Origin of the sequence: Ruminococcus flavefaciens, assembly GCF_900108555.1 — a bacterium.
Taxonomy (GTDB): domain Bacteria; phylum Bacillota; class Clostridia; order Oscillospirales; family Ruminococcaceae; genus Ruminococcus; species Ruminococcus flavefaciens_P.
On record NZ_FNWV01000001.1, the window covers coordinates 399,663 to 421,561 of the forward strand.

Genomic DNA, 21,899 nt, shown 5'->3' on the forward strand with positions numbered 1-21,899 from the left:
ATTGAAAGCTGTATCAAAAATCTAAATCAAACGGAGGTCTTCTATTATGAAAAGAAGAATAGGTATTCTGACAAGCGGGGGCGACTGTCCCGGTCTTAACGCAACTATAAGAGGCGTAGCAAAGGCTTGCTACGAGCGTTTCGGCGAGGACAATGTGGAAATAGTCGGCATATCAAACGGTTATTACGGACTTATCAACAATCTCTGCAAGGAGATGTCTCCTTCCGCATTCTCAGGCATACTCACTCAGGGCGGAACAATATTCGGCACAAAGCGTCAGCCATTCAAGATGATGCAGGTCATCGGTGAGGACAACATCGACAAGGTAAAAAATATGAAGGAGACTTACAAAAAGCAGAAGCTGGACTGTCTCCTCACTCTCGGCGGAAACGGTACTCACAAGACCTCCAAGCTCCTTTCCGATGAGGGACTCAACGTTATCGGACTCCCAAAGACTATCGATAATGACATCTATGGCACTGATGTTACATTCGGCTTCCATACGGCTGTAGATATAGCTACCGATGTTCTTGACAGACTTCATACAACGGCTGCAAGCCATTCCCGTGTACTTCTCTGCGAGATAATGGGAAATAAGGCTGGCTGGCTCACTCTCAACGCAGGTATCGCAGGCGGTGCTGACGTTATCATTATCCCCGAGATACCATATGATATCGACAAGATATGCGATGCAGTAATGGCAAGAAGCGCATCAGGCAAGACCTTCTCCATAGTTGCTGTAGCTGAGGGTGCATTCGATATAAACGAAGCACAGATGAAGAAGAAAGAACGTGCAAAAAAACGTGCCGAAGCAGGTATACTTACCGCAACGAGCCGTATCGCTGCACAGATACAGTCCAATACGGGACTTGAAGCAAGAGTGTGCGTACCGGGACATATGCTCAGAGGCGGTGCTCCGAGCGCGTATGACAGAGTTCTTTCAACTCAGTTCGGCGTACACGCTGCATACCTCATAGCTAAGGAACGCTACGGCAGAACAGTTGCAAAGATAGGCAATAAGATCACATCGAACAAACTGGAAGATATCGCAGGAAAGACCAAATTCGTCGATACGGATAATCATCTCGTTATCGCAGCCCGCGATATCGGAGTATCATTCGGTGACTGATCATATAAGGGCAGACTTAACGTCTGCCCTTTTTGCGGTATAGCGTCTTATGGGGATAAATGTATATACATTTTCAGATACAGCTATCAGAAAAAGATATGATATAGTAATTTCATCTAAAAATCGAAGTCAAAGGCGTTTATTAACTGAGTAAATAAGAAAAAAATAGCATAAAATGAAAAAAGCTATTCCCAAATACAGCAATATGTGGTATAATATTTATATATCTGTTCAGGAGGTATTATAAATGTCAGAAATGGAACTTTACAGCCTTTGGTGTGAAAACGCCAAGGAAGATCCCGATCTTCAGGCAGAGCTTGCCGAGGTCAAGGGCAATAATGACGCAATAGTTGATAGATTTTACCGTGACCTTGAATTCGGAACAGGCGGTCTCAGAGGTGTTATCGGTGCAGGTACTAACCGCATGAACATTTACACTGTAAGACGCGCTACTCAGGGCTTTGCAGATTATCTCAATCAGGAATACAAGAACCCAAGTGTTGCTATCTCTTACGACAGCCGTATAAAGAGCGATGTTTTCTCAAAGGCTGCTGCTGAGGTACTTGCGGCAAATGGTATCAAGGTACATATATATACTGAGCTTATGCCTACACCTTGCCTTTCATGGGCAGTTCGCGCACTCAAGTGCCAGGGCGGTATCATGGTAACAGCAAGCCACAACCCTGCCAAGTACAACGGCTACAAGGTATACGGCGAGGACGGCTGCCAGATCACACTCAGAGGTGCAGAGATAATACTCGAAAAGATCAATTCACTGGACATATTCAATGATGTAAAGTCATCTGACTTTGAAGCTGAATTAGCTAAGGGCAATATCTCATACATCGGAAATGATGTTATCGAGGATTTCTATAAACACGTTCTTGCAGAGGGTATCAATACTGACCTTTGCGCAAGCAGCGGACTCAAAGTCGTGTACACTCCTCTCAATGGTACAGGTAACAAGCCTGTCCGCGAGATACTCAAGCGTATCGGCATCACAGATGTTACTGTTGTAAAGGAACAGGAAAACCCTGACGGAACTTTCTCAACTTGTCCTTATCCTAACCCTGAGATACGTGAAGCACTTCAGGTAGGTCTCAGCTACTGCGATAAGGTAAAGCCTGATCTTCTTCTTGCAACAGATCCTGACTGTGACCGTGTAGGTATAGCAGTTCCAGACGGCAAGGGCGGATATGCGCTGTTCTCAGGCAACGAAGTCGGAGCTATGCTTCTTGAATATATCTGCCAGCAGCGTATCAGAAAGGGCACAATGCCTGCAAATCCTATTGCTGTTAAGACTATCGTTACTACTGATATCGTAAACCTCATCGGTAAGGAGTACGGCGTTGAAGTTATCGACGTGCTCACAGGCTTCAAGTTCATCGGAGAGCAGATCGGTTTCCTCGAAGCAAAGGGCGAAGAAAAGCGTTATATCTTCGGCTTTGAAGAGAGCTACGGCTACCTTTCGGGCGGCTATGTAAGAGACAAGGACGCAGTTGACGCTTCTATGCTTATCTGCGAAATGGCTGCTTACTACCGTACACAGGGCATAACACTTATCCAGGCTCGTGAAAATATGTACAAGAAGTACGGTATGTTCCTCCAGACACTCTACAGCTTTGAGTTTGAAGGCGCAAGCGGTATGAAGCACATGGAAGAGATCATGACAGGTCTCAGAAACGATCATCCTACTACTATCGGCGGTCTCAAGGTCGAGAGATTTGAGGACTACAAGGCAAGCACTTCAAAGAATATCGCTACAGGAGAGGTCAAGGAGCTTACACTTCCAAAGTCAAACGTTCTTGCATTCTATCTTGAAGGTGGCTGCAAGGCTATAGTACGTCCATCAGGTACAGAACCAAAGATAAAAACATATATCACAGCCAAGGCTCCTACCCGTGCAGAGGCAGAGGTTATCGAGCAGAAGATATATGCTGATTTTACACAGAGCATGAAATAATAATCAAAAGGGGCAGGCAGTTTGTCTGCCCCTTTATAGGTTTATCCTATGTTTTAACATCATGCAATCACAGGAGACAACAGTAAATGATAAAAAAGACAAATAAATATATATATTTCTTAGCGGGAGCCATACTCGGCGCTGCAGTTTTTATACTTTTTTTCGGCGTTGATATTATCTCCCCTGTAAATACGAAATGGATATTCGCACAGCACGACGATGTTACACAGCATCATGTGGGCTGGGAATTTTTCCGCAGGAGCCCGTGGGACTTCCCATTTGGACTTATCGAAGGCATTTCAGCTGACGAAAAGGTATCCTGTATGTACACCGACTCCATACCTCTTTTTGCCATAGTATTCAAGCTGCTATCACCTATTCTGCCGGATAATTTCCAGTATTTCGGCATATGGGGAATTATTTGCTATATGCTCAACGGTGGTTTCGGCGCATTGCTTCTCACCCGCATAAAGAAAAATCTTTTCTTCACCTCGGTCGGCTCACTGTTTTACTCAGCATTCTGGCCTACCCTGCTGCGAATAATGCACCACAACTCGCTCGGTGCCATATGGCTTGTAATAATACCGCTCATACTCACCATCGACCACGACCGCAAGTACAAGCACAGCTTCACACCTGTGATACTCTGGACAGTTACCTGTATCCTTGCATCGCTTATACATCTGTACTTCATTCCAATGATATACTGCGTAATGCTTGGATATATGATACTTTTGTTCTTCAAGGACAAAAAACGCGTACAGGCTATAGCAGTCTTTGCTTCGTCCACTGTTTTTTCAGTCCTTTTCCTGTGGATAATAGGCGGATTTTACGGCAGCGGAAGCTATACTGACGGCGGCTTCGGAATATACTCCGCCAACTTCAATACCTTCTTCAACAGCAAGGGACAGGCAAAATATATGCGCCAGCTCGATATCCTCGACGGACAGTACGAGGGCTTCGGCTATCTCGGCTTAGGTATGCTCATACTCTGCTTCCTGTCGGTACTTGTTATCGTCAACAAGCTGAGCACAAAGGAAGGCGGCTTCCTCAAAAACGCCTCAGCAGCCGTTAAATCCCGAAAAGCAGAGATAATCACTTTCTGCGTCATATTCGCGGCAGGCTTCTTCTGGGCAGCAAGCAACAAGCTTACAATAAACAGGAACGTTATAATGACAATTCCACTTCCCGAATTTATACTCGGAAAGCTTGGCATATTCCGTTCATCGGGAAGATTTATATGGCTCCCCTGCCTTATGACCATGACAAGCGTACTATGGATATGCGCAAAGCTTAACAAAAGCACTCTTTTTACTGCCCTGACATTGTGTATAGCCGTTCAGTTCGGCGATATGCAGAATTATTACACCGATACACACGCAGCTGCACACAGAAACGACGCTTACATCACTGCTCTCAGCGGTGCGGAATGGGAAGAAGCTGCAAACGGTGCGGAGGAGATAGTATTCCTTCCCCTGCCCGACAACTATAAATCCTATATGAAGCTGTATTTCGACTTCGCAGAGCTTGCCTGCAATAAGCATATGAAGCTCAGTTCCTTCTACCTTGCACGTACAGATAACAGCATACTAAAAGCCTACGCCGATAAAAAATACACCGAACTTAAAAGCGGGAACGGCAGCAGCAAGTACCTCTATGTTTTCTTCAATAATGAAGATATTCCTGTAAATGTAAAGGGACTCGATGTGAAAGAGATAGACGGCTACACAGTCGCAAGAGTTAAAAAATAAAATTATATCAAAAACTGCTTGACACACACGGGACTGTGTGATATAATATATAACTGTAATGTATATTCGGCACTACTGTCTAACGGAACTGATGGGCTGCTCGATTTACAATAATAAATCGAAAGAGGTGACAATCGTGAAAGAGGGAATCCATCCTGAGTTCAAAAAGACCACAATTACTTGCCACTGCGGTAATGTGATCGAGACTATGTCTACAAAGGAAAACATCAAGGTTGAAATCTGCTCAAAGTGCCATCCGTTCTATACTGGTAAGCAGAAGCTTGTTGATACAGGCGGACGTGTTGACAGATTCAAGAAGCGTTTCAATATGGACAAGTAAGTCACAAGCCCCGTCATTGACGGGGCTTTTCGTCAATAAGGTTAATTTATTATGAACTATTTCACTATTTCCGCAAACGCTAAGGCTTCTTTTATAGAAAAACGCTCCGAATTCATCGGATATATCGCCCCTGTCAGGACTAATGACGAGGCTGTAGCCTTTATAAATTCCATAAAAGCCGAGCACCGCAAGGCTAAGCACAATGTTTATGCCTATATACTCCGCGAGGATAATATTTCCAGATATTCCGACGACGGTGAACCTCAGGGAACTGCGGGCGTACCCGTACTTGATGTACTGAAAAAGCGTGATCTCACAGACGTATGCGTTGTAGTCACACGTTATTTCGGCGGTATACTTCTCGGCGGCGGCGGACTTGTCAGAGCCTACTCTCATGCGGCTTCTCTTGCCTGTGATGCTGCTCATATCATGAATATGTGTATGTGTCACCGTCTGAAAATAACCGCGGATTACGGTATGTACGGCAAGATATCATATCTCCTGCCGAATTATGATACCATTACTGTCAATTCGGATTTCGGCAGCGATGTTACCCTTGAGATTCTCGTTATGTCAGAAAAGCTCGATGCATTGAAAAAAGAGCTTGTGGAAGTCACAAACGGTTCTGTAAATATTGAGGACTGCGAGGAGCTTTTTGAAGATTTCTCCTCCGTACAAAAAAATCCATAAAAAAAATAAAGGGTTTTTTGTTTCAAAATAGTATAAGTATAATAGAAGCAAAAATTTAAAGTAAATTTGTGCTGTGCGCAGCTTTATACTGTGCGCATTTTTTTGACTGTATATGCTCATATACAGTTTTACCATTTCATTACGTCAGGGGGAGATACAAATGACTGTACGCGAACAGATAGAGATCAGTGAAGCAGGCATACTCAGCAAATACGCCTGTGCCAGCATCGATGAAGTCGGCACAAAGCGCGACCGCTATGAGGAAAAATGCCCTTTCCGCACTGAATTTCAGCGTGACCGCGACCGCATACTTCACTGTAACTCCTTCCGCCGCTTAAAACGTAAAACTCAGGTGTTCCTGTCTCCCGTGGGCGACCACTACAGGACACGCCTTACACATACTCTCGAAGTATCGCAGATAGCAAGGACTATTTCCCGCGGCATGAGACTGAATGAAGATCTTACCGAAGCAATTGCTCTCGGTCACGATCTGGGACACTCCCCTTTCGGTCACTGCGGTGAAAAAACGCTGAATGAGATATGCCCCCACGGCTTCAAGCACTACGAACAAAGCGTAAGAGTCGTGGAAGTTCTGGAAAAAAAGGGCAAGGGACTCAATCTCACACACGCTGTCCGAAACGGCATACTCTGCCATACAAATATGGTGGCTGATACAAAAGAGGGCAATATAGTCCGACTTGCCGATACTATCGCCTACATAAACCACGATATCGAGGACTCTATCCGCGCAGGCATACTCGATCCGAACGAACTGCCCCGGGATTGCGTAAGAGCTCTCGGCAGAACAAAAACTCAGCGTATAACCACGCTTATCGCCTCCGTTATCGGTCACGGAGCAGTTGATATCGACTTTGCTCCCGATATACGAAAGGCTCACGATGAACTGAAAAAGTTCATGTTTGAAAAGGTGTACACCAATCCTGCCGCAAAGCAGGAGGAAGGAAAGGCTGTACTCCTTGTGCAGAAGCTTTATTCCTACTTCATCGAGCACAGTGACAAGCTGCCCGATGAGTATAAAAATATAATGAAAAATTCCGATGCAGACCGCGCTGTATGCGATTACATTTCGGGTATGAGCGACGAATATGCCGTTGATCTTTATACCGAACTGTTCGTACCGAAATTCTGGAAGTGAGGTAGAAAATGCCCGTTAACGATGAATTTCTCTACAATCTGCGAAATGCCAATCCTATTGAAACAGTAATGGGCAGCTATGTTAACCTCATAAGACGAGGCAGAAATTACGTCTGCTCATGTCCTTTCCACTCGGAAAAGACTCCTTCATGTACTATTTTTACAGATACACAGAACTTTTACTGCTTCGGCTGCGGTGCAGGCGGCGATGTTATCACATTCACCATGAAGATAGAAAACCTTACATTTTCCGAGGCTGTAAAGCTACTGGCTCAGCGTTCGGGAATGGAAGTACCTGCCTTCGGTAATAAAGACAGCGGTTACGCAAAGCGTAAAACTCGTATCTATGAGATGAACCGCATCGCTGCCAATTACTTCTATACCAACCTTATAAAAGGCTCGGACAAGACAGGTCTGCAATATTTCGCAAACCGCAAGCTCACTCCACAGACTATTAAAAAATACGGTCTCGGATACGCTTCCGATTCATGGAACGCGCTTACTGATCTTCTGAAGTCGAAAGGCTATTCCGATGAGGAAATGGCTGATGCATGGCTTGCAGGAATGAAAAACGGACGTACCTTTGATATGTTCCGCAAAAGGGTAATGTTCCCTATTGTTGATCTGCGCGGTAATATAATCGGCTTCGGCGGACGAGTCCTTGACGACTCACAGCCGAAATACCTCAATACGGGAAAAACTCCCGTATTCGACAAGGGCTCTAACCTGTTCTCCATGAACTTCGCAAAGAATTCAAACGCAAAGCGTCTGATACTCTGTGAGGGATATATGGACGTTATCGCCGTAAATCAGGCAGGCTTCGAGAACGTGGTCGCCACCCTCGGAACTGCTATAACTCCCGATCAGGCGCGGTTAATAAGCCACTACGCCGAGGAAGTTATAGTTGCCTACGACAGTGACGGCGCAGGTCAGAAAGCTACTCAGAAAGCTATCAACCATTTCGCGGACGTTGGTCTGCGGACTAAGATAATACACATGGAAGGCGCAAAGGATCCCGACGAATTCATAAAAAAATTCGGACGAGACCGATTCAGGATGCTTCTTGACGGCTCTAACGATGCAAACGACTTCATGCTTGACAAGTGCGAGGTCGGACTTGATCTTTCTACCGAAATAGGCAGAGTAGAGCTGCTGAAACGTACTGCAAAGGTGCTTGCAGGCATAGAATCACCTTTAGAGCGAGAGGTTTACATATCCCGTACGTCTAAGAAGTGTGACATACCTGTACAGGTCCTGAAAACCCACATCGACTCCATGCTCCAAAAGAACAGCCGAAACGCCAAAAAGACAGAATGGCGCAATATAAAGGCTAAAACTTCATACATACGCGACGACATCAACCCCGACGCTGTTTCCAATAAAAAGGAAGCCCGTGCCGAGGAGACTATAATCAGCTACCTGCTCAATCGTCCTCAGGAATATGAGGACATCGAAAAGCTGGCTCCGCCCCAGTCATTTGTAACTGCTTTCAACAAGAAAGTTTACACTGCACTGCTTGACAGGCTGAAAAATTCCGAAAAATTCTCGATTTCACTGCTGTCCGATGAATTTTCCACGGACGAAATGGGAAGAATAAGCGGAATAGCAGCAAAAAAACGCAATGTTGACATTACCCGTGACGTTGTGGCTGACTGCGCTCAGGTACTGAAAAACACAAGACCCGCTTCTAACGGAGATATGAGCAATGATGAATTGCTCGAACTCTTCCGTTCAAAGAATAAATAGGAGGAATATTAAAATGGAAAAGAAAAATACCATCGAAGCCTTGATGGAACAGGGCAAGACCAACGGCAAGCTCACTACCAAGGAGATAACTGATGCTCTGGAGGAGCTTGATTTCGACGTTGATCAGATCAATACCTTCTATGACAATTGTGAAAATCTCAATATCGAGATCGTCGAGGATATGAACCTCGATGCTGACCTGAGGATCGGTCTCGACTCAAATATGACAGACGACCTTGAAATGGCTCTTTCTACAGAGGGAATAGCTATCGACGACCCTGTAAAGATCTACCTCAAGGAGATCGGACGTGTTCCGCTTCTTACTACAGAGGAGGAAATAGAGCTTGCTCAGAGAATGGCTAAGGGCGATCCTTACGCTAAAAAGCGTCTTTCGGAAGCTAACCTTCGTCTTGTTGTTTCTATCGCTAAGAAGTATGTAGGCAGAGGTATGCAGTTCCTCGACCTTATACAGGAAGGCAACCTCGGTCTTATAAAGGCTGTTGAAAAGTTCGATTACACCAAGGGCTTCAAGTTCTCCACATACGCTACATGGTGGATAAGACAGGCTATTACCCGTGCTATTGCCGATCAGGCAAGAACTATCCGTATCCCCGTTCATATGGTTGAAACTATCACAAAGGTAAAGAAGGTTTCAAGCCAGCTTCTACACGAGAACGGTCATGATCCAAGCCCCGAGGAGATAGCAGACAAGCTCAATATGCCTGTTGACAAGGTCCGTGAGATCATGCGTGTGGCTCAGGATCCTGTATCTCTCGAAACTCCTATCGGTGAGGAGGAGGACAGCCACCTCGGCGACTTTATCCCTGATGATGACGCTCCCGCTCCTGCTGAAGCAGCTTCACATACTCTCCTCAAGGAGCAGCTCAATGAGGTGCTTTCCACACTTACAGACCGTGAAGCAAAGGTGCTCAAGCTCCGTTTCGGTCTTGAGGACGGCAAGTCGCGCACCCTTGAGGAAGTTGGTCAGCGTTTCGACGTTACCCGTGAGCGTATACGCCAGATCGAGGCTAAAGCACTCAGAAAACTCCGTCACCCCAGCAGAAGCAAAAAGGTCAAGGATTTCCTTGACTAAGAGCTACATAGTTATTTCCGAAGCCGCCTGAAATGGGCGGCTTTTTTATTGACAAAATGCGGTTTTTGCTGTATAATTAAAGTGTATAAATCGTACGTTATCACGGTCACCTGCTGACCGTAAAATGCAGGTGCCAACATGAGGCGCAATAGGCTATTCTGCGCCAGTCATGCGGTATACGGAGTAACTATGAGTATTTTCGATTTTACCCAAACTCCTCCCGCGCTGAGCCGTGACTGGAAAGTATTCCAGCAGTTTGTCGGCAATATAGGTGCGTTCACGTATATTGCAAAAGAAAAAGCTGCTTACCTTGATACGGCTGCCTGTCATATGCTTGGCTGCCCGAGTGAAAAGATCAACGAGTTTGAATTCTTCAATCTCCTTGAAATGATCTCCAAAAACCCCGTTGAAGGACAGAAACATATCTATAAATACACAGACGGAAACGTAACACGCTATATAAAAATGAACATCTACGAAAGCAGCGACGAGTGGCTGGGATTCGTCCAGGACTTCACCCGTCAGATATCGGAATTCAACGACCGACAGGCTTTTGTAGAGTACGATCCCATTACCCGTATCCCCTCCTATCCGTCATTTTCACAGAAGATAAAAAAGATACTTCCCGATGTACAGCACGCCTGCCTTGCCACTATCTACATAAACGGCATAGACAAGCTGGGTTCGTATCTCACTGTTGACAATACCAACAGCTGTATCACTTCTGTTGCGGAAGCTCTGAAAAGCTTTTCAAGCGATACTCTCATAATCGGCTCTAAATCCAACTATGAGATATGTGTATTCTTCCGCGAATTTGACAAGATGAGCATTTACAATATCCTCAACAGTATGGACGAGGCTGTTCAGAACTGCATACTCACAGATGATTTCGGCGAGATAATTGATATTTCCGATAAGAGCCATATAAGCCTTTCTATCGGCTGTGCATCTTATCCTGAGGAAGCTTCCGACTTCAATATGCTGGTGAATTTCTCCGAGTTTGCTCTCTTCGAGGCTCGAACAGACAAACGCTCTGTTATTAACTGGTTCTCGGAGGAAAACTACATACGCGAAAAGGACTCTTACCGCAATGCTCAGACATTCTCGCGTATCGTTCAGGAAAACCTCCTCACCTACTATCTCCAGCCTATCGTTGAGACTCAGACAGGTGAGATAGTAGCCTATGAAGCCCTTATGCGTACTGTGGGCGATATCAAAATGGCTCCGAAGCAGATACTGAAAATAGGTGAAGCTCAGAACAATCTCTATGCTATCGAAAAGCTCACCTTCTTCAATACCATGAAGCTTCTCAGCGATAACCAGCAGATATTTGAAAAGCGCAAGCTGTTCATCAACTGCCTTCCAAATCATCTCCTCACCGATGAGGACTTCAATGAGCTTTACCTTACTTACGGCGAGCTCCTTGAAAAGACCGTTATCGAAATAGTCGAGGAGTCGGCGGCTACCGCAAAGGGCATCGAGACGCTGAAAAAACGCTGCGGATTTGCGCATACAAAGCTTGCTATAGACGACTATGGCACAGGCTATTCAAACTCATCAAATCTGCTGCATTACTCTCCTGATTACATCAAGATAGACCGTTCGCTCATTAGCGATATCCACAACGATCTCAAAAAGCAGCAGCTCGTTACTTCCGTTATCGAGTTCTGCCACGAAAACCAGCTGAAATCACTGGCAGAGGGCGTTGAGACGGTACAGGAGCTTAAAACTGTTATACGTCTTGGTGTTGATCTTATTCAGGGATACTACACTTCAAAGCCAAAGCCTCTCTTCCTCAACAGCATCTCCGCTGACATCAAGGACGAGATAATCAAGACCAATCTCGAAAGCCGTCCTGACGGCGTTAAGAAGATATTTGCAGCTCAGAATGATACTGAGATCGATCTTCTTAAACTGGCTCTTGAAAAATATACAGATATCCACGTTTACCAGAGCAAGCTCACTATCGTCGGTGATCCAGACAAGCCTGTGAAGATGAATATTTCCATAATGGATAATCACAGCTGTGAGCTCACTCTCAAAAATGTCAATATGATAAGCGGCAACAGCAAGCCTACTATCACTGTAGGCGAGTACGCAAGACTGGTGCTCAATGTTGTCAAGAACAACAAGCTCAGCTACTCGGGTATCTATGTGCCTATGGGTTCACAGTTCGTACTCAACGGCAAGGGCAATCTTTCTATCGACTGCTATGCTTCCGAGGGTATCGGTATCGGAAACGATTACGATCACGGCTACGGCGATATCACTATCGACTTCGGCGGTACTCTTGAAATTGTATCAAACAGCGTTGAATCACTTTGCATCGGCGGCGGATATAATGATGATGACTCCGATATAAACCTCGTTTCGGGTAAAGTCAGACTGTTCATGTATTCCCATAACGGTCTCGGCATCGGAAGCTTCAACGGTGATGCAAATATTGATATCGGTGAGAACTGCGACCTTGATATGAATATGTCAGGCATAAAGATAGCAGGTATAGGAAGCTGTAAGGGCATTGCAACTATCAGCTCATCTGCAAATATAAATATGTCATGTACAGGTGCGCAGGCTGTAGGAATCGGCGTTCTTGAGGACGGCGAGGGCAGCATCTACATCAAGCAGGGCAAGATCAATATGAAGATGCGCTCAGGCAAGAACTCATGTATCGGTGCTATCAAGGGCAGCGTCAATACTAAGATAAGAAATGCCGATATCACTATCGACTCTGAGGGTGATGAGGTAACAGGTATCGGTGATGCTCTTGGCACAGGAAATGTTGCTATTATAGATTCACAGGTATCTATGGTCGTTAATGCAGGAAATCCTAAGGATATAGGTACTGAAAGCGGCGACGTACAGATACAGAATTCAAATGTAAGCTCACTTGTGAACAACAAGCGCACAACTTACGCAAACAATTAAAGTCTTCTATTCCCCCGCCTTACCCATTATGCTTATATAAAAGTTTTGTACTTATAATGAGGGAAACGCTTTTGAAAAAGGGTTCTCCCTCATACTCCCTTCCTAAAACTTTCGTTTTTGTTTTTTCCAGTATGGGGCGCATTCAAACTTTCATAAACTTGTATTTAAATATATGCGCCCTATACTGGAAAAAACCAGATAAAAGTCTTTGGAAAGGGGTTCGGGAAAAAACCTTTCCTCAGAAAGGTTTGCCCCGATATAGGGTATAAGCTTTCATATAAGCACAACTGGTAAAGAGCGGGGAAACATATGATAAGAAAGGTAAGAAATAAATATGAAACTTGGTATGGTTGGTCTGCCTAATGTAGGCAAAAGCACACTTTTCAACGCACTTACGAACGCAGGTGCTGAGTCCGCAAACTATCCCTTCTGCACTATCGAGAAGAACGTTGGTATCGTTTCTGTTCCCGATGAGAGACTGGACAAGCTTGCTGAGATGTATGAGCCTGATAAGTTCACTCCTGCAACTCTCGAATTCGTTGATATCGCAGGTCTCGTAAAGGGAGCTTCAAAGGGCGAAGGTCTCGGAAACAAGTTCCTTGCTGATATCCGTGAGGTCGATGCTATCGTTCACGTTGTAAGATGCTTTGAGGACCCCAATATCATTCACGTTGACGGAAGTATAAACCCTCTCCGCGACATCGAAACTATCAATCTGGAGCTTATCTTCTCCGATATCGAAATGGTGGACAGACGTATCGACCGTGCTAAAAAGGCTGCAAAGGGCGACAAGAAGTACCTTGCAGAGGCTGAGTTCCTTGAAAGATTAAAGGCTCACCTTGAAAACGGCAAGTCCGCAAGAGGCTTTGACTTCACTGACGAGGAAAGAGAGCTTATCAAGTCAACTCCTCTTCTCTCCGCAAAGCCTGTTATCTATGCTGCTAACCTCAGCGAAGAGGACTTCACAAACAATATCGAAACAAATGAGAATTACAAGGCTGTATGCGCACTTGCAGCTGAGGAGCACTCAGCTGTACTCCCTATCTGTGCGCAGATAGAGGCTGAGATATCCGACATGGGCGACGAGGACAAGGCTATGTTCCTCAGCGAGCTCGGTCTTGAAGTATCAGGTCTCAACCGTATCATCAAGGAGGGGTATTCACTTCTCGGACTTATCTCATACCTTACAGCAGGCAAGCAGGAAGTCCGCGCATGGACTATCACAAAGGGCACTAAAGCTCCTCAGGCAGCTGGTAAGATACATACAGACTTCGAGAAAGGCTTTATCCGTGCGGAGGTTATCTCCTATGACGACCTTATGGCTTGCGGAAGCATGGCTGCTGCAAAGGAAAAGGGACTTGTACGCCTTGAGGGCAAGGAATACGTTATGCAGGACGGAGATATCGTTCTGTTCAGATTTAATGTATAATAGGTAATAAGATGATCGAGCAGATTTTTGATAAAGACGAAAAAAGAACAATAGCAAGAAAAGTCCTCGAAGCCCTTAAAGACTGGTTCGAAGTGGATGAAAGCCGCGAGCAGTATATACGCGAAAGTGCTGATCGGATCTTTATTGCAGCTAAGGAAAATAATGAATATGTTGGTTTTCTCTGTCTGAAAGAAACAGGAAGAGATACTGTTGAGCTTGCTGTAATGGGAGTTCTTATGGAGTATCATCGCAGCGGCATTGGTCGTCAGCTATTTGAAAAGGCTAAGGCAATTGCTGTTTCAGAAGGATACTCATTTATGCAGGTAAAAACCGTTCAGATGGGAAAATACCCCGACTACGACAAGACCAATCTTTTCTACATAAGCTGCGGATTTAAAGAATTTGAGGTGTTCCCTGAATACTGGGACGAGGATAATCCCTGCCAAATCTATGTTTTGTCATTAAGATAAAAAGGGCGGATAGCTTTGCATATAGCATTGCCAGCCAAATCAAAGATCTGGAGAAGTGCTTAAATGTCCGCCCACATATATTGGAACGCCGAGGACGACGTTCCCTACACTAATAAATGGAGGTCTTTCAATGAGCTTTTCTCCTAAAGAGATACTGAAATTCGTTGAAGAGAACGACGTAAAATTTATAAGACTTACTTTCTGCGATATGTTCGGAAATCTCAAAAACGTGGCTATCATGCCCAATGAACTGCCGCGGGCATTTGAGTACGGCATACCTTTCGATGCTTCATGTATCGCCGAGGGTTGCTCTGATCTTCTGCTTGTGCCCGACATATCTACACTTTCTGTTCTCCCGTGGAGACCTAAGTCGGGACGAGTTGTCCGCTTCTTCTGCGCTCTCAAAAACATGGACGGAAGCGACTATGTAGGCGATATGCGTACAGAGCTGACCAACTACATCAATCAGCTAAGACTTGACGGCTATTCCTGCGAAATGGGTACAAAATGCGAGTTCTATCTCTTTGAGCTTGACGAACGCGGCGAGCCTACAAAGATACCTCACGACAAAGGCGGCTATCTTGATGTTGCTCCGCTGGATAAGTGCGAAAACGCAAGGCGTGAGATCTGTCTCTCATTGGAAGAAATGGGCATGAGTCCGAAAAGCTCCTGTCATAAGCACGGTCCTGCACAGAACGAGATCGAATTCCGTGAAAGTGAGCCTATAACAGCTGCCGATAACATGGTACACTACAAGACCGTAGTTAAATCCATTGCGGCACAGAACGGTCTTTTCGCTTCATTTATGCCAAAACCGCTGCCAGACGAACACGGAAGCGCGCTGAGCATATCCATAAGCCTTAAAAAGGGCGGCGAGAACATCTTCGACACAGAGAATGGTATGTCATTTGAGGGAAAATGCTTTATATCCGGTGTTCTCAGCAAGATGCGCGAAATAACCGCATTTCTCAACAGCACCACAAATTCGTATAAGCGCTTCGGTATAGGCTATGCTCCTAAGTATATCAACTGGTCATCAGAAAACTGCGCTCAGCTTATACGTGTTCCAAAGCCTGTAGGTATATCTCCGCGCATAGAGATACGCTCCGCAGACGCTTGCTGCAACCCTTATATCACATTCAAGCTTATCCTTGCAGCAGGCATCGAGGGAATACAGTCTCAGGACTGCGCTCTCTTTGAAAGTGCTATGCACAACGGCTCTGACAATTCACTTCTCCAGCCACTGCCGTCATCACTTGATGAAGCAGCAGCTATCGCTAAAGAAAGCATATTCGTAAAAAATACTCTATCTCAGGAAATACGCAGTAATATATTCGCACAGCTTGATAAACAGATACAGGACTATTCCTCTGCTTCGGATAAGGACAAGTTTGAAGAAGAGTCATACTTCAAGTTCGTGTGAGGTAAACTATGAACAGAGCTATTATCGTATCTTCAAACAGCGAAGTTTCCGAACTTTGCGAGCAGCTCCTGCGCATAGAAGGCTGCGGAAGGACTGCTGTTGCTGTCAGCGGCAGTGAAGCACGCAGACTTGTAAAAAATGAGACTGAGCCCGAGCTTGTTATAATAAATACGCCCCTGCCCGATGAATTCGGTCAGGAGCTTGCAGAAATGATTGCGGAGTCCACCTCCGCAGGCATGTTACTCATTTGCGGCAGCGATGTTTCGGAAGACATAGCTGACAGAGTCTCAGACAGCGGCGTAAACGTACTGTCAAGACCTGTCACCAGAGAGGAACTCCAGCGTACTATACGCCTTATTATAGCCGCAAGAGTCCGTATGGCAGGTGTTAAAAAGGAAACAGCGGATATAATGAGCCGTATTGAGGAAATGCGCACCATAAACCGTGCCAAGACCACGCTTATGAAGTATCTCAAATTCACAGAGCCGCAGGCACATAAATACATCGAAAAACAAGCAATGAACAATCGTCAGACCAGACTGGAAACTGCTCTGAAAATTCTTGCTCAATACGAATAAATCGTCCCCTCGGCTAAGCCGAGGGGACTGATGTTTTATTTAGGTTCACCGAATAAGAGTTTCATAAGCCAGTAATCGTTATAGCCGCCCTTTATTCCCGTATATATCATAAAGGCAAGGAATGCAGCCGAACATACGATAGATACGATGCATATGGCTATGGGTATCTTTATAAGGTATTTTTCACGAAGCTTCATCGAAGCTATTATTACTCCCACAGCAAATACGATGCTTTCCGCTGCAAATCCAAAAAAGCCTATTCCAAATGCTACCACAGCAAGCAGTATCAGCGGTATACTAAATCTTCTCTCAGTCATTTTGATCACGCTCCCATAAAATATACTCTTTGTTGTTTACATCATCGTAGTAAAAGACCTTCATCATATCTTTCTTCTCATCAAGGTCAAAGATCTTCATCTCAAAGCTTTTCAGACTTCCTGTGGGATTGAACGTAAAATCATCTATTCTGCGCTGTTTGAGAGTAACACCATATCCGTTCTTCTTTTCACTGTCAAAATCATCATCAATCCCAAGATGTTTACCGTTCGTATCGCTTAAAGTCGGTGCATCTATATCAAATGATGCAGCATACCCTTTTATATTGAGCCATACAGCATTATCATGCTCGCTGACGCTTACATTTTCAAGTATCTTGTACTTCTCCATATCCATTGACTTGTAATCATTTATGCAATACACAAGTCCGTAAAGCAGAATTCCGCATATAGCCAGAACGCTTATAAGGCTCACCACAAGCTTCTCTATGCGCAGACGCCTCTTTATACGTTTGAGTACCTCAGCGTCCTTCTGAGGACTTACAGTGACGTTTTTACCGAGCTTTTCAAGCTCCGCTTTACAGTCGGGGCAGTTGTTTATATGCTCCTCAACTGCCTTTCTGCTCTCCTCACTGCAAACATCGTCAGCATACAGCGGAAGCAGGTCCTTTATCATATCGCAGTTTTTCATTTCTGTACCTCCAGTTCATCTATTATTTTCAGCTTTGCACGGTGGAATGTCACTCGCGCCCAGCTTTCAGTCTTTCCAAAGATATCACCTATCTGTCTGAAGCTCAGTTCTCCGAACACTCTCAGGGTGAATACCTCTTTATAAGGCTCGACAAGGGTATGAAGTACACGGTGTATCTCCATTGACTGCTGGCTGTTTTCAAGAAGCTCCTCCATAGTCACGGAAGTATCGGCAACTGTCTCGGGGACTTCCTCTCCTGTATAGCGTTTCTGCTTCTTATTGTGTGTATACAGCAGATTTTTTGCTATCTGACACAGCCATACTCTTATATCACAGTCTCCGCGGAATTTGTCAACAGACTTTATAGCCTTGAAAAATGTCTCCTGAGTAATATCCTCAGCAAGTGCTTCATCAGCTGACAACGACCGTATATAAAGGAATACATCATGAAAATAGTCTTTGTAGAGCTCTTCGACCTGACTCATACTTCTCACCGCCTTCAACTATAAGACTACGATACAAAACTTTCTTTACAGAAAAATAATAAAAATTTCGGAAAAAATAAAAAGCTGCGGAAGATAGCTCTATCCGCAGCCTGTTTTTTTATAAAGCAGATTACTTCTTTTCAGGCTCTTCAGCCTTGTCCTCGAAATCCTCAATAGTGAGGTCATCGTAATCAAACTCAAGGAGCTCATCACAATTAGGACAGTTAATTGAACCCTCTTCGATCATACCCTCATCAAGAAGGATAGTATCTCCACAGGTCGGGCAAGTGATCTCGTAAAGCTCATCATCGTCATCATCGAAATCGAACTCGTCATCATCGTCCCAATCTTCATCATCGTCGTCCTCGTCGCTGTCAAGATCTTCATAGAAATCATCTTCTACAGCACCGAGATCCTCATCAAGGATATCGCAAAGCTCTGTGAGCTCGTCGACCTGTGACTGAAGATCCTCAACATACATTACCATTTCGGACATTACCTCTGACATCTGAATGAGAGCCTTTCCCTCCTTAGTGGAAGAATCGATCTCAAGACCGTCGATAAGTCCCTGTAAATATGACATTTTCTCGGTAAGCTTCATAACAAGCTCCTCCTCTCAAAATAAAGTCTTTATAAAATGGTGAGCTTATGCTCTTGACATATACTCGCCTGTTCTTGTGTCGACCTGAATGATCTCGCCTTCGTCGATGAAGAGCGGAACCTTGATCTCTGCACCTGTCTCAAGTGTAGCAGGCTTTGTAGCGTTTGTAGCTGTATCGCCCTTGAAACCGGGATCAGTCTGTGTGACCTTGAGCTCAACGAAGTTAGGTGGCTCAACGCCGAAAACGTTGCCCTTGTATGAAAGGATCTTACAGATCATCTCTTCCTTAACGAACTTGAAGTTGTCGCCGAGTGTGGAAGCACTGATCGGGACCTGCTCATATGTCTCAAGATCCATGAAGTAGTAAAGCTCACCGTCGTTGTAGCTGTACTGCATATCCTTTCTCTCAACGAATGCTGTTGGGAACTTAGCAGTTGGGTTGAAAGAAGTTTCAACAACTGAACCTGTGATTACGTTCTTGTATTTAGTTCTTACAAAAGCGGCACCCTTACCTGGCTTAACGTGCTGGAATTCAATTACCTGAACTACCTGTCCGTCGAGCTCAAAAGTAACGCCGTTTCTGAAATCTCCTGCTGAAATCATTATTAATAACCTCCGTATTTTTTCAAATTAACATGATACTTTATTTTATCATATTTCGGTAATTTTTGCAATACCTAAAGTGATATTATTATAAAGATATGAGATTTTTTGCACTTTTTGTCAAGTTTTTGCAGCCATTTTCAGTTAAAATGACAAAATCTTCTATACGCACTCCAAACTTGCCTTCTATATAAATTCCAGGCTCTATGGTAACGACTGCACCACAGCTCAGCGGAGCTTTATAATTTGGCGAAGCATTGGGCTTTTCATGTATCTCCATACCTACGCCGTGACCGAGTGAATGACCGAAGCAGCTGCCATAGCCTGCCTGCTCTATAACGTCACGGGACACCTTGTCAAGATCACAGCCGAGTACACCAGCCTTTGCAGCTTCTATGCCTGCAAGCTGAGCATTGAGTACGATGTCGTATACCTTTCTCATCTCGTCGCTGGGCTCTCCCACGCAGAAAGTACGTGTCATATCGCTGTGATAGCCGTTATATACCGCACCAAAGTCGATAAGCACGAACTCACCGTTTTCCACCTTTTTATCGGAGGGAACTCCGTGAGGCATTGAAGTATTTGCGCCCGAAAGTACGATAGTATCGAAAGATAAGTCCTCAGCTCCGTAAGCGAACATGAGTCGGTTGAGTTCAAGTGCTATCTCACGCTCTGTAACGCCTACCTTTATGAACTTCTTGACGTCTTCAAGAGCTTTTTCCGCTATTTCCTGAGCCTTCTTTATACATTCTATCTCACTTTCGTCCTTGACCATTCTGAGGTTTGAGATAGCATTGCTCAGGCTGTCGTTATGTATGATTTCAATAGTGGTATAGAAGTGCTCATAGGCATTGAGCTCCTTGACGGTCATTGTCTCCGACTCTATAGCCATTGACTTTGCGCCGTGCTTTGTCAGCAGGTCCATTATCTGAGGATAGAGCTTTTTAGCTTCAATGACCTCAGCGTCCTTTACTGTTGCTCTTGCCTTTTCGATATAGCGGAAATCTATAAGCAGATACGCCTTATCGGGAAACGCAAGAACTACTCCTGCTGATGACTTCATACCCGTAAAATATCTTCTGTTTATGTCCGAGGTGATAAGTGCGCAGTCTGCCCCCTCAAACTCCTCGAAAAGTTTGTCAAATCTCGACATTATACACCTCTCAAAGCTCAGCAAGTGCCTGTACTGCAAGATAATAGCTGCCAAAGCCGAAGCCGCTTATGCTGCCCTTGCATACGGGTGCGATAACTGAATTTGAGCGAAATTCATCACGCGCAAAAACATTGCTGATATGTACTTCGATAACAGGTATCTTTATAGCTGCAATAGCGTCGCGTATAGCGTAGCTGTAATGTGTATACGCACCTGCATTGAGGATAACTCCGTCAAATGTAGTTCTTGCAGCGTGAAGCTTGTCAATGATAGCTCCCTCATGATTTGACTGGAATATCTCGCACTCAAGTCCCTGTTCCTTTGCGCGGTCGATTATATTGCTGTTAAGTGTATCAATGGAAGAATTTCCGTAAACGCCCGGCTCGCGCTCTCCCAAGAGGTTGAGATTAGGACCGTGTATAACAAGTATTTTCTTTATCATATTTACTCCTTCTTGTCGTCGACAAATTTCTTTGGAAGAAAAGGTTTTTCAAGAACTCTTTTAAATCTTATGAACCTTTTCGACTTTGGTTCAAGCTCAATGGGTTCAACATATAACATTCTTACCTTTGCAAAATTTGCTCCCCATACATCTGTGAACAGCTGATCGCCCACGGCAGCAGTCTCTTCGGAAGAAAGTCCCATTTTCTTCATAGCTGCTGTATATCCCCTTTTCAGCGGTTTTCCGCTGTCACTGACGAAATCAAGTCCAAGCGGATCAGCAAAGGGTCTCACACGCTCTGCATGGTTATTCGATACTATTATAAGCTTTATCCCGTTCTTTTTCATATTCTCCAACCACTGGGTTATCCCCTCGGCAGGAATGGGATTATCATGTGTAGTAAGAGTATTGTCAACATCAAGGATAAGTCCCTTGATACCGTGCTTTTGCAGAAATGCAGGTGTGATATCAACAGTTTTTCTGAAAGCAAAATCCACGTCGGTTTTTGTTATCTTATGTTTTAAACCCAAGCTATTTGTCAACTCCGTTCAAACAAATGAAAAAGCGAGCCGCAGCCCGCTTTTATCAACATTAATAATTCCGCAAGATCAATACTTACGCTTACGAGCTGCCTCAGACTTCTTCTTACGCTTAACTGAAGGCTTTTCGTAGTGCTCTCTCTTACGAACCTCAGCAATTACGCCATCCTTTGCACATGATCTCTTAAATCTCTTAAGAGCTGTGTCTAAAGACTCGTTTTTGCCAACACGAACTTCTGCCACTAAATTTCCCTCCCTTGTTCAGAGGTTGCACGGAGCTTTGCTCCGAAGCATCTATGCTAACCACCCTGTCGAGCGGTAGACATCGCGTCCCCCACTATATAGCAGATTACATATAAATAGTTATAAAGAATATATTAATAGTTTACCACATTTTCTGCTCGTTGTCAAGCAT

General features: G+C 44.6%; 22 protein-coding genes. 13 read left to right on the forward strand and 9 right to left on the reverse strand.

All coding sequences use genetic code 11. The features are described from left to right. Window positions 1-46 precede the first annotated feature (46 nt). The 13 genes from BLW60_RS01725 to BLW60_RS01785 all read left to right on the forward strand — a co-directional run bounded on the left by BLW60_RS01725 (window position 47) and on the right by BLW60_RS01785 (window position 16,695). Window positions 47-1,129 carry a 6-phosphofructokinase gene (locus BLW60_RS01725; protein ID WP_074714176.1) on the forward strand — a complete coding sequence of 361 codons (1,083 nt, stop codon included), beginning with the start codon at window positions 47-49 and terminating at the stop codon, window positions 1,127-1,129. A 247-nt stretch (window positions 1,130-1,376) separates the two neighbouring features. After that, window positions 1,377-3,092, forward strand: coding sequence for a phospho-sugar mutase (locus BLW60_RS01730; protein WP_074714177.1), 1,716 nt, complete (start codon window positions 1,377-1,379; stop codon window positions 3,090-3,092). 86 nt (window positions 3,093-3,178) lie between these two features. Beyond that, a complete protein-coding gene (locus tag BLW60_RS01735) occupies window positions 3,179-4,843 on the forward strand; it encodes a DUF6311 domain-containing protein (RefSeq protein WP_074714178.1) in 1,665 nt (554 codons plus the stop codon). A gap of 136 nt (window positions 4,844-4,979) precedes the next feature. Continuing rightward, window positions 4,980-5,183: a 50S ribosomal protein L31 gene (rpmE, locus tag BLW60_RS01740; RefSeq protein WP_019678077.1), complete on the forward strand. Its 204-nt coding sequence runs from the start codon at window positions 4,980-4,982 to the stop codon at window positions 5,181-5,183. Between the two features lie 51 nt (window positions 5,184-5,234). Continuing rightward, window positions 5,235-5,873 carry a YigZ family protein gene (locus tag BLW60_RS01745; RefSeq protein WP_074714179.1) on the forward strand — a complete coding sequence of 213 codons (639 nt, stop codon included), beginning with the start codon at window positions 5,235-5,237 and terminating at the stop codon, window positions 5,871-5,873. Window positions 5,874-6,033: 160 nt separating this feature from the next. Beyond that, window positions 6,034-7,029: a deoxyguanosinetriphosphate triphosphohydrolase gene (locus BLW60_RS01750; protein ID WP_074714180.1), complete on the forward strand. Its 996-nt coding sequence runs from the start codon at window positions 6,034-6,036 to the stop codon at window positions 7,027-7,029. An 8-nt stretch (window positions 7,030-7,037) separates the two neighbouring features. After that, window positions 7,038-8,774 carry a DNA primase gene (dnaG, locus tag BLW60_RS01755; protein WP_074714181.1) on the forward strand — a complete coding sequence of 579 codons (1,737 nt, stop codon included), beginning with the start codon at window positions 7,038-7,040 and terminating at the stop codon, window positions 8,772-8,774. Between the two features lie 13 nt (window positions 8,775-8,787). Further along, entirely contained in the window at window positions 8,788-9,867 is a 1,080-nt protein-coding gene (rpoD, locus tag BLW60_RS01760; RefSeq protein WP_074714182.1) for an RNA polymerase sigma factor RpoD, read from the forward strand. Window positions 9,868-10,056: 189 nt separating this feature from the next. Beyond that, entirely contained in the window at window positions 10,057-12,795 is a 2,739-nt protein-coding gene (locus BLW60_RS01765) for a bifunctional diguanylate cyclase/phosphodiesterase (RefSeq protein WP_074714183.1), read from the forward strand. A 334-nt stretch (window positions 12,796-13,129) separates the two neighbouring features. Further along, a complete protein-coding gene (gene ychF / locus BLW60_RS01770; RefSeq protein ID WP_074714184.1) occupies window positions 13,130-14,224 on the forward strand; it encodes a redox-regulated ATPase YchF in 1,095 nt (364 codons plus the stop codon). Between the two features lie 11 nt (window positions 14,225-14,235). After that, entirely contained in the window at window positions 14,236-14,694 is a 459-nt protein-coding gene (locus BLW60_RS01775) for a GNAT family N-acetyltransferase (RefSeq protein WP_074714185.1), read from the forward strand. A 130-nt stretch (window positions 14,695-14,824) separates the two neighbouring features. Continuing rightward, complete coding sequence (locus BLW60_RS01780) at window positions 14,825-16,117, forward strand: glutamine synthetase family protein (RefSeq protein ID WP_074714186.1); 1,293 nt, start codon at window positions 14,825-14,827, stop codon at window positions 16,115-16,117. An 8-nt stretch (window positions 16,118-16,125) separates the two neighbouring features. Then, window positions 16,126-16,695 carry an ANTAR domain-containing response regulator gene (locus tag BLW60_RS01785; RefSeq protein WP_074714187.1) on the forward strand — a complete coding sequence of 190 codons (570 nt, stop codon included), beginning with the start codon at window positions 16,126-16,128 and terminating at the stop codon, window positions 16,693-16,695. A 35-nt stretch (window positions 16,696-16,730) separates the two neighbouring features. On the opposite strand, the gene BLW60_RS01790 is transcribed toward BLW60_RS01785, so the two are convergent. From BLW60_RS01790 to rpsU, 9 genes are all read right to left on the reverse strand, one after another. After that, on the reverse strand, window positions 16,731-17,012 hold the full coding sequence (locus tag BLW60_RS01790; protein ID WP_074714188.1) for a hypothetical protein: 282 nt from the start codon (window positions 17,010-17,012) through the stop codon (window positions 16,731-16,733). Further along, entirely contained in the window at window positions 17,005-17,661 is a 657-nt protein-coding gene (locus BLW60_RS01795) for an anti-sigma factor family protein (protein WP_074714189.1), read from the reverse strand. The genes BLW60_RS01790 and BLW60_RS01795 overlap by 8 nt, the downstream gene beginning before the upstream one ends. Beyond that, window positions 17,658-18,146, reverse strand: a complete 489-nt coding sequence (locus BLW60_RS01800; protein ID WP_074714190.1) for an RNA polymerase sigma factor — start codon at window positions 18,144-18,146, stop codon at window positions 17,658-17,660. Before BLW60_RS01800 ends, BLW60_RS01795 begins: the two co-directional genes overlap by 4 nt. 130 nt (window positions 18,147-18,276) lie before the next feature. Further along, complete coding sequence (locus BLW60_RS01805) at window positions 18,277-18,747, reverse strand: CD1247 N-terminal domain-containing protein (RefSeq protein WP_074714191.1); 471 nt, start codon at window positions 18,745-18,747, stop codon at window positions 18,277-18,279. A 45-nt stretch (window positions 18,748-18,792) separates the two neighbouring features. Then, window positions 18,793-19,350: an elongation factor P gene (gene efp, locus BLW60_RS01810; RefSeq protein WP_072952370.1), complete on the reverse strand. Its 558-nt coding sequence runs from the start codon at window positions 19,348-19,350 to the stop codon at window positions 18,793-18,795. 88 nt (window positions 19,351-19,438) lie between these two features. Next, window positions 19,439-20,503, reverse strand: coding sequence for an aminopeptidase P family protein (locus BLW60_RS01815; RefSeq protein WP_074714192.1), 1,065 nt, complete (start codon window positions 20,501-20,503; stop codon window positions 19,439-19,441). 10 nt (window positions 20,504-20,513) lie between these two features. Beyond that, window positions 20,514-20,945 carry a type II 3-dehydroquinate dehydratase gene (aroQ, locus tag BLW60_RS01820; protein WP_074714193.1) on the reverse strand — a complete coding sequence of 144 codons (432 nt, stop codon included), beginning with the start codon at window positions 20,943-20,945 and terminating at the stop codon, window positions 20,514-20,516. A 2-nt stretch (window positions 20,946-20,947) separates the two neighbouring features. Continuing rightward, complete coding sequence (locus tag BLW60_RS01825; protein ID WP_074714194.1) at window positions 20,948-21,475, reverse strand: YqeG family HAD IIIA-type phosphatase; 528 nt, start codon at window positions 21,473-21,475, stop codon at window positions 20,948-20,950. Between the two features lie 78 nt (window positions 21,476-21,553). Continuing rightward, complete coding sequence (gene rpsU / locus BLW60_RS01830) at window positions 21,554-21,727, reverse strand: 30S ribosomal protein S21 (protein WP_009984057.1); 174 nt, start codon at window positions 21,725-21,727, stop codon at window positions 21,554-21,556. Window positions 21,728-21,899: the final 172 nt, after the last annotated feature.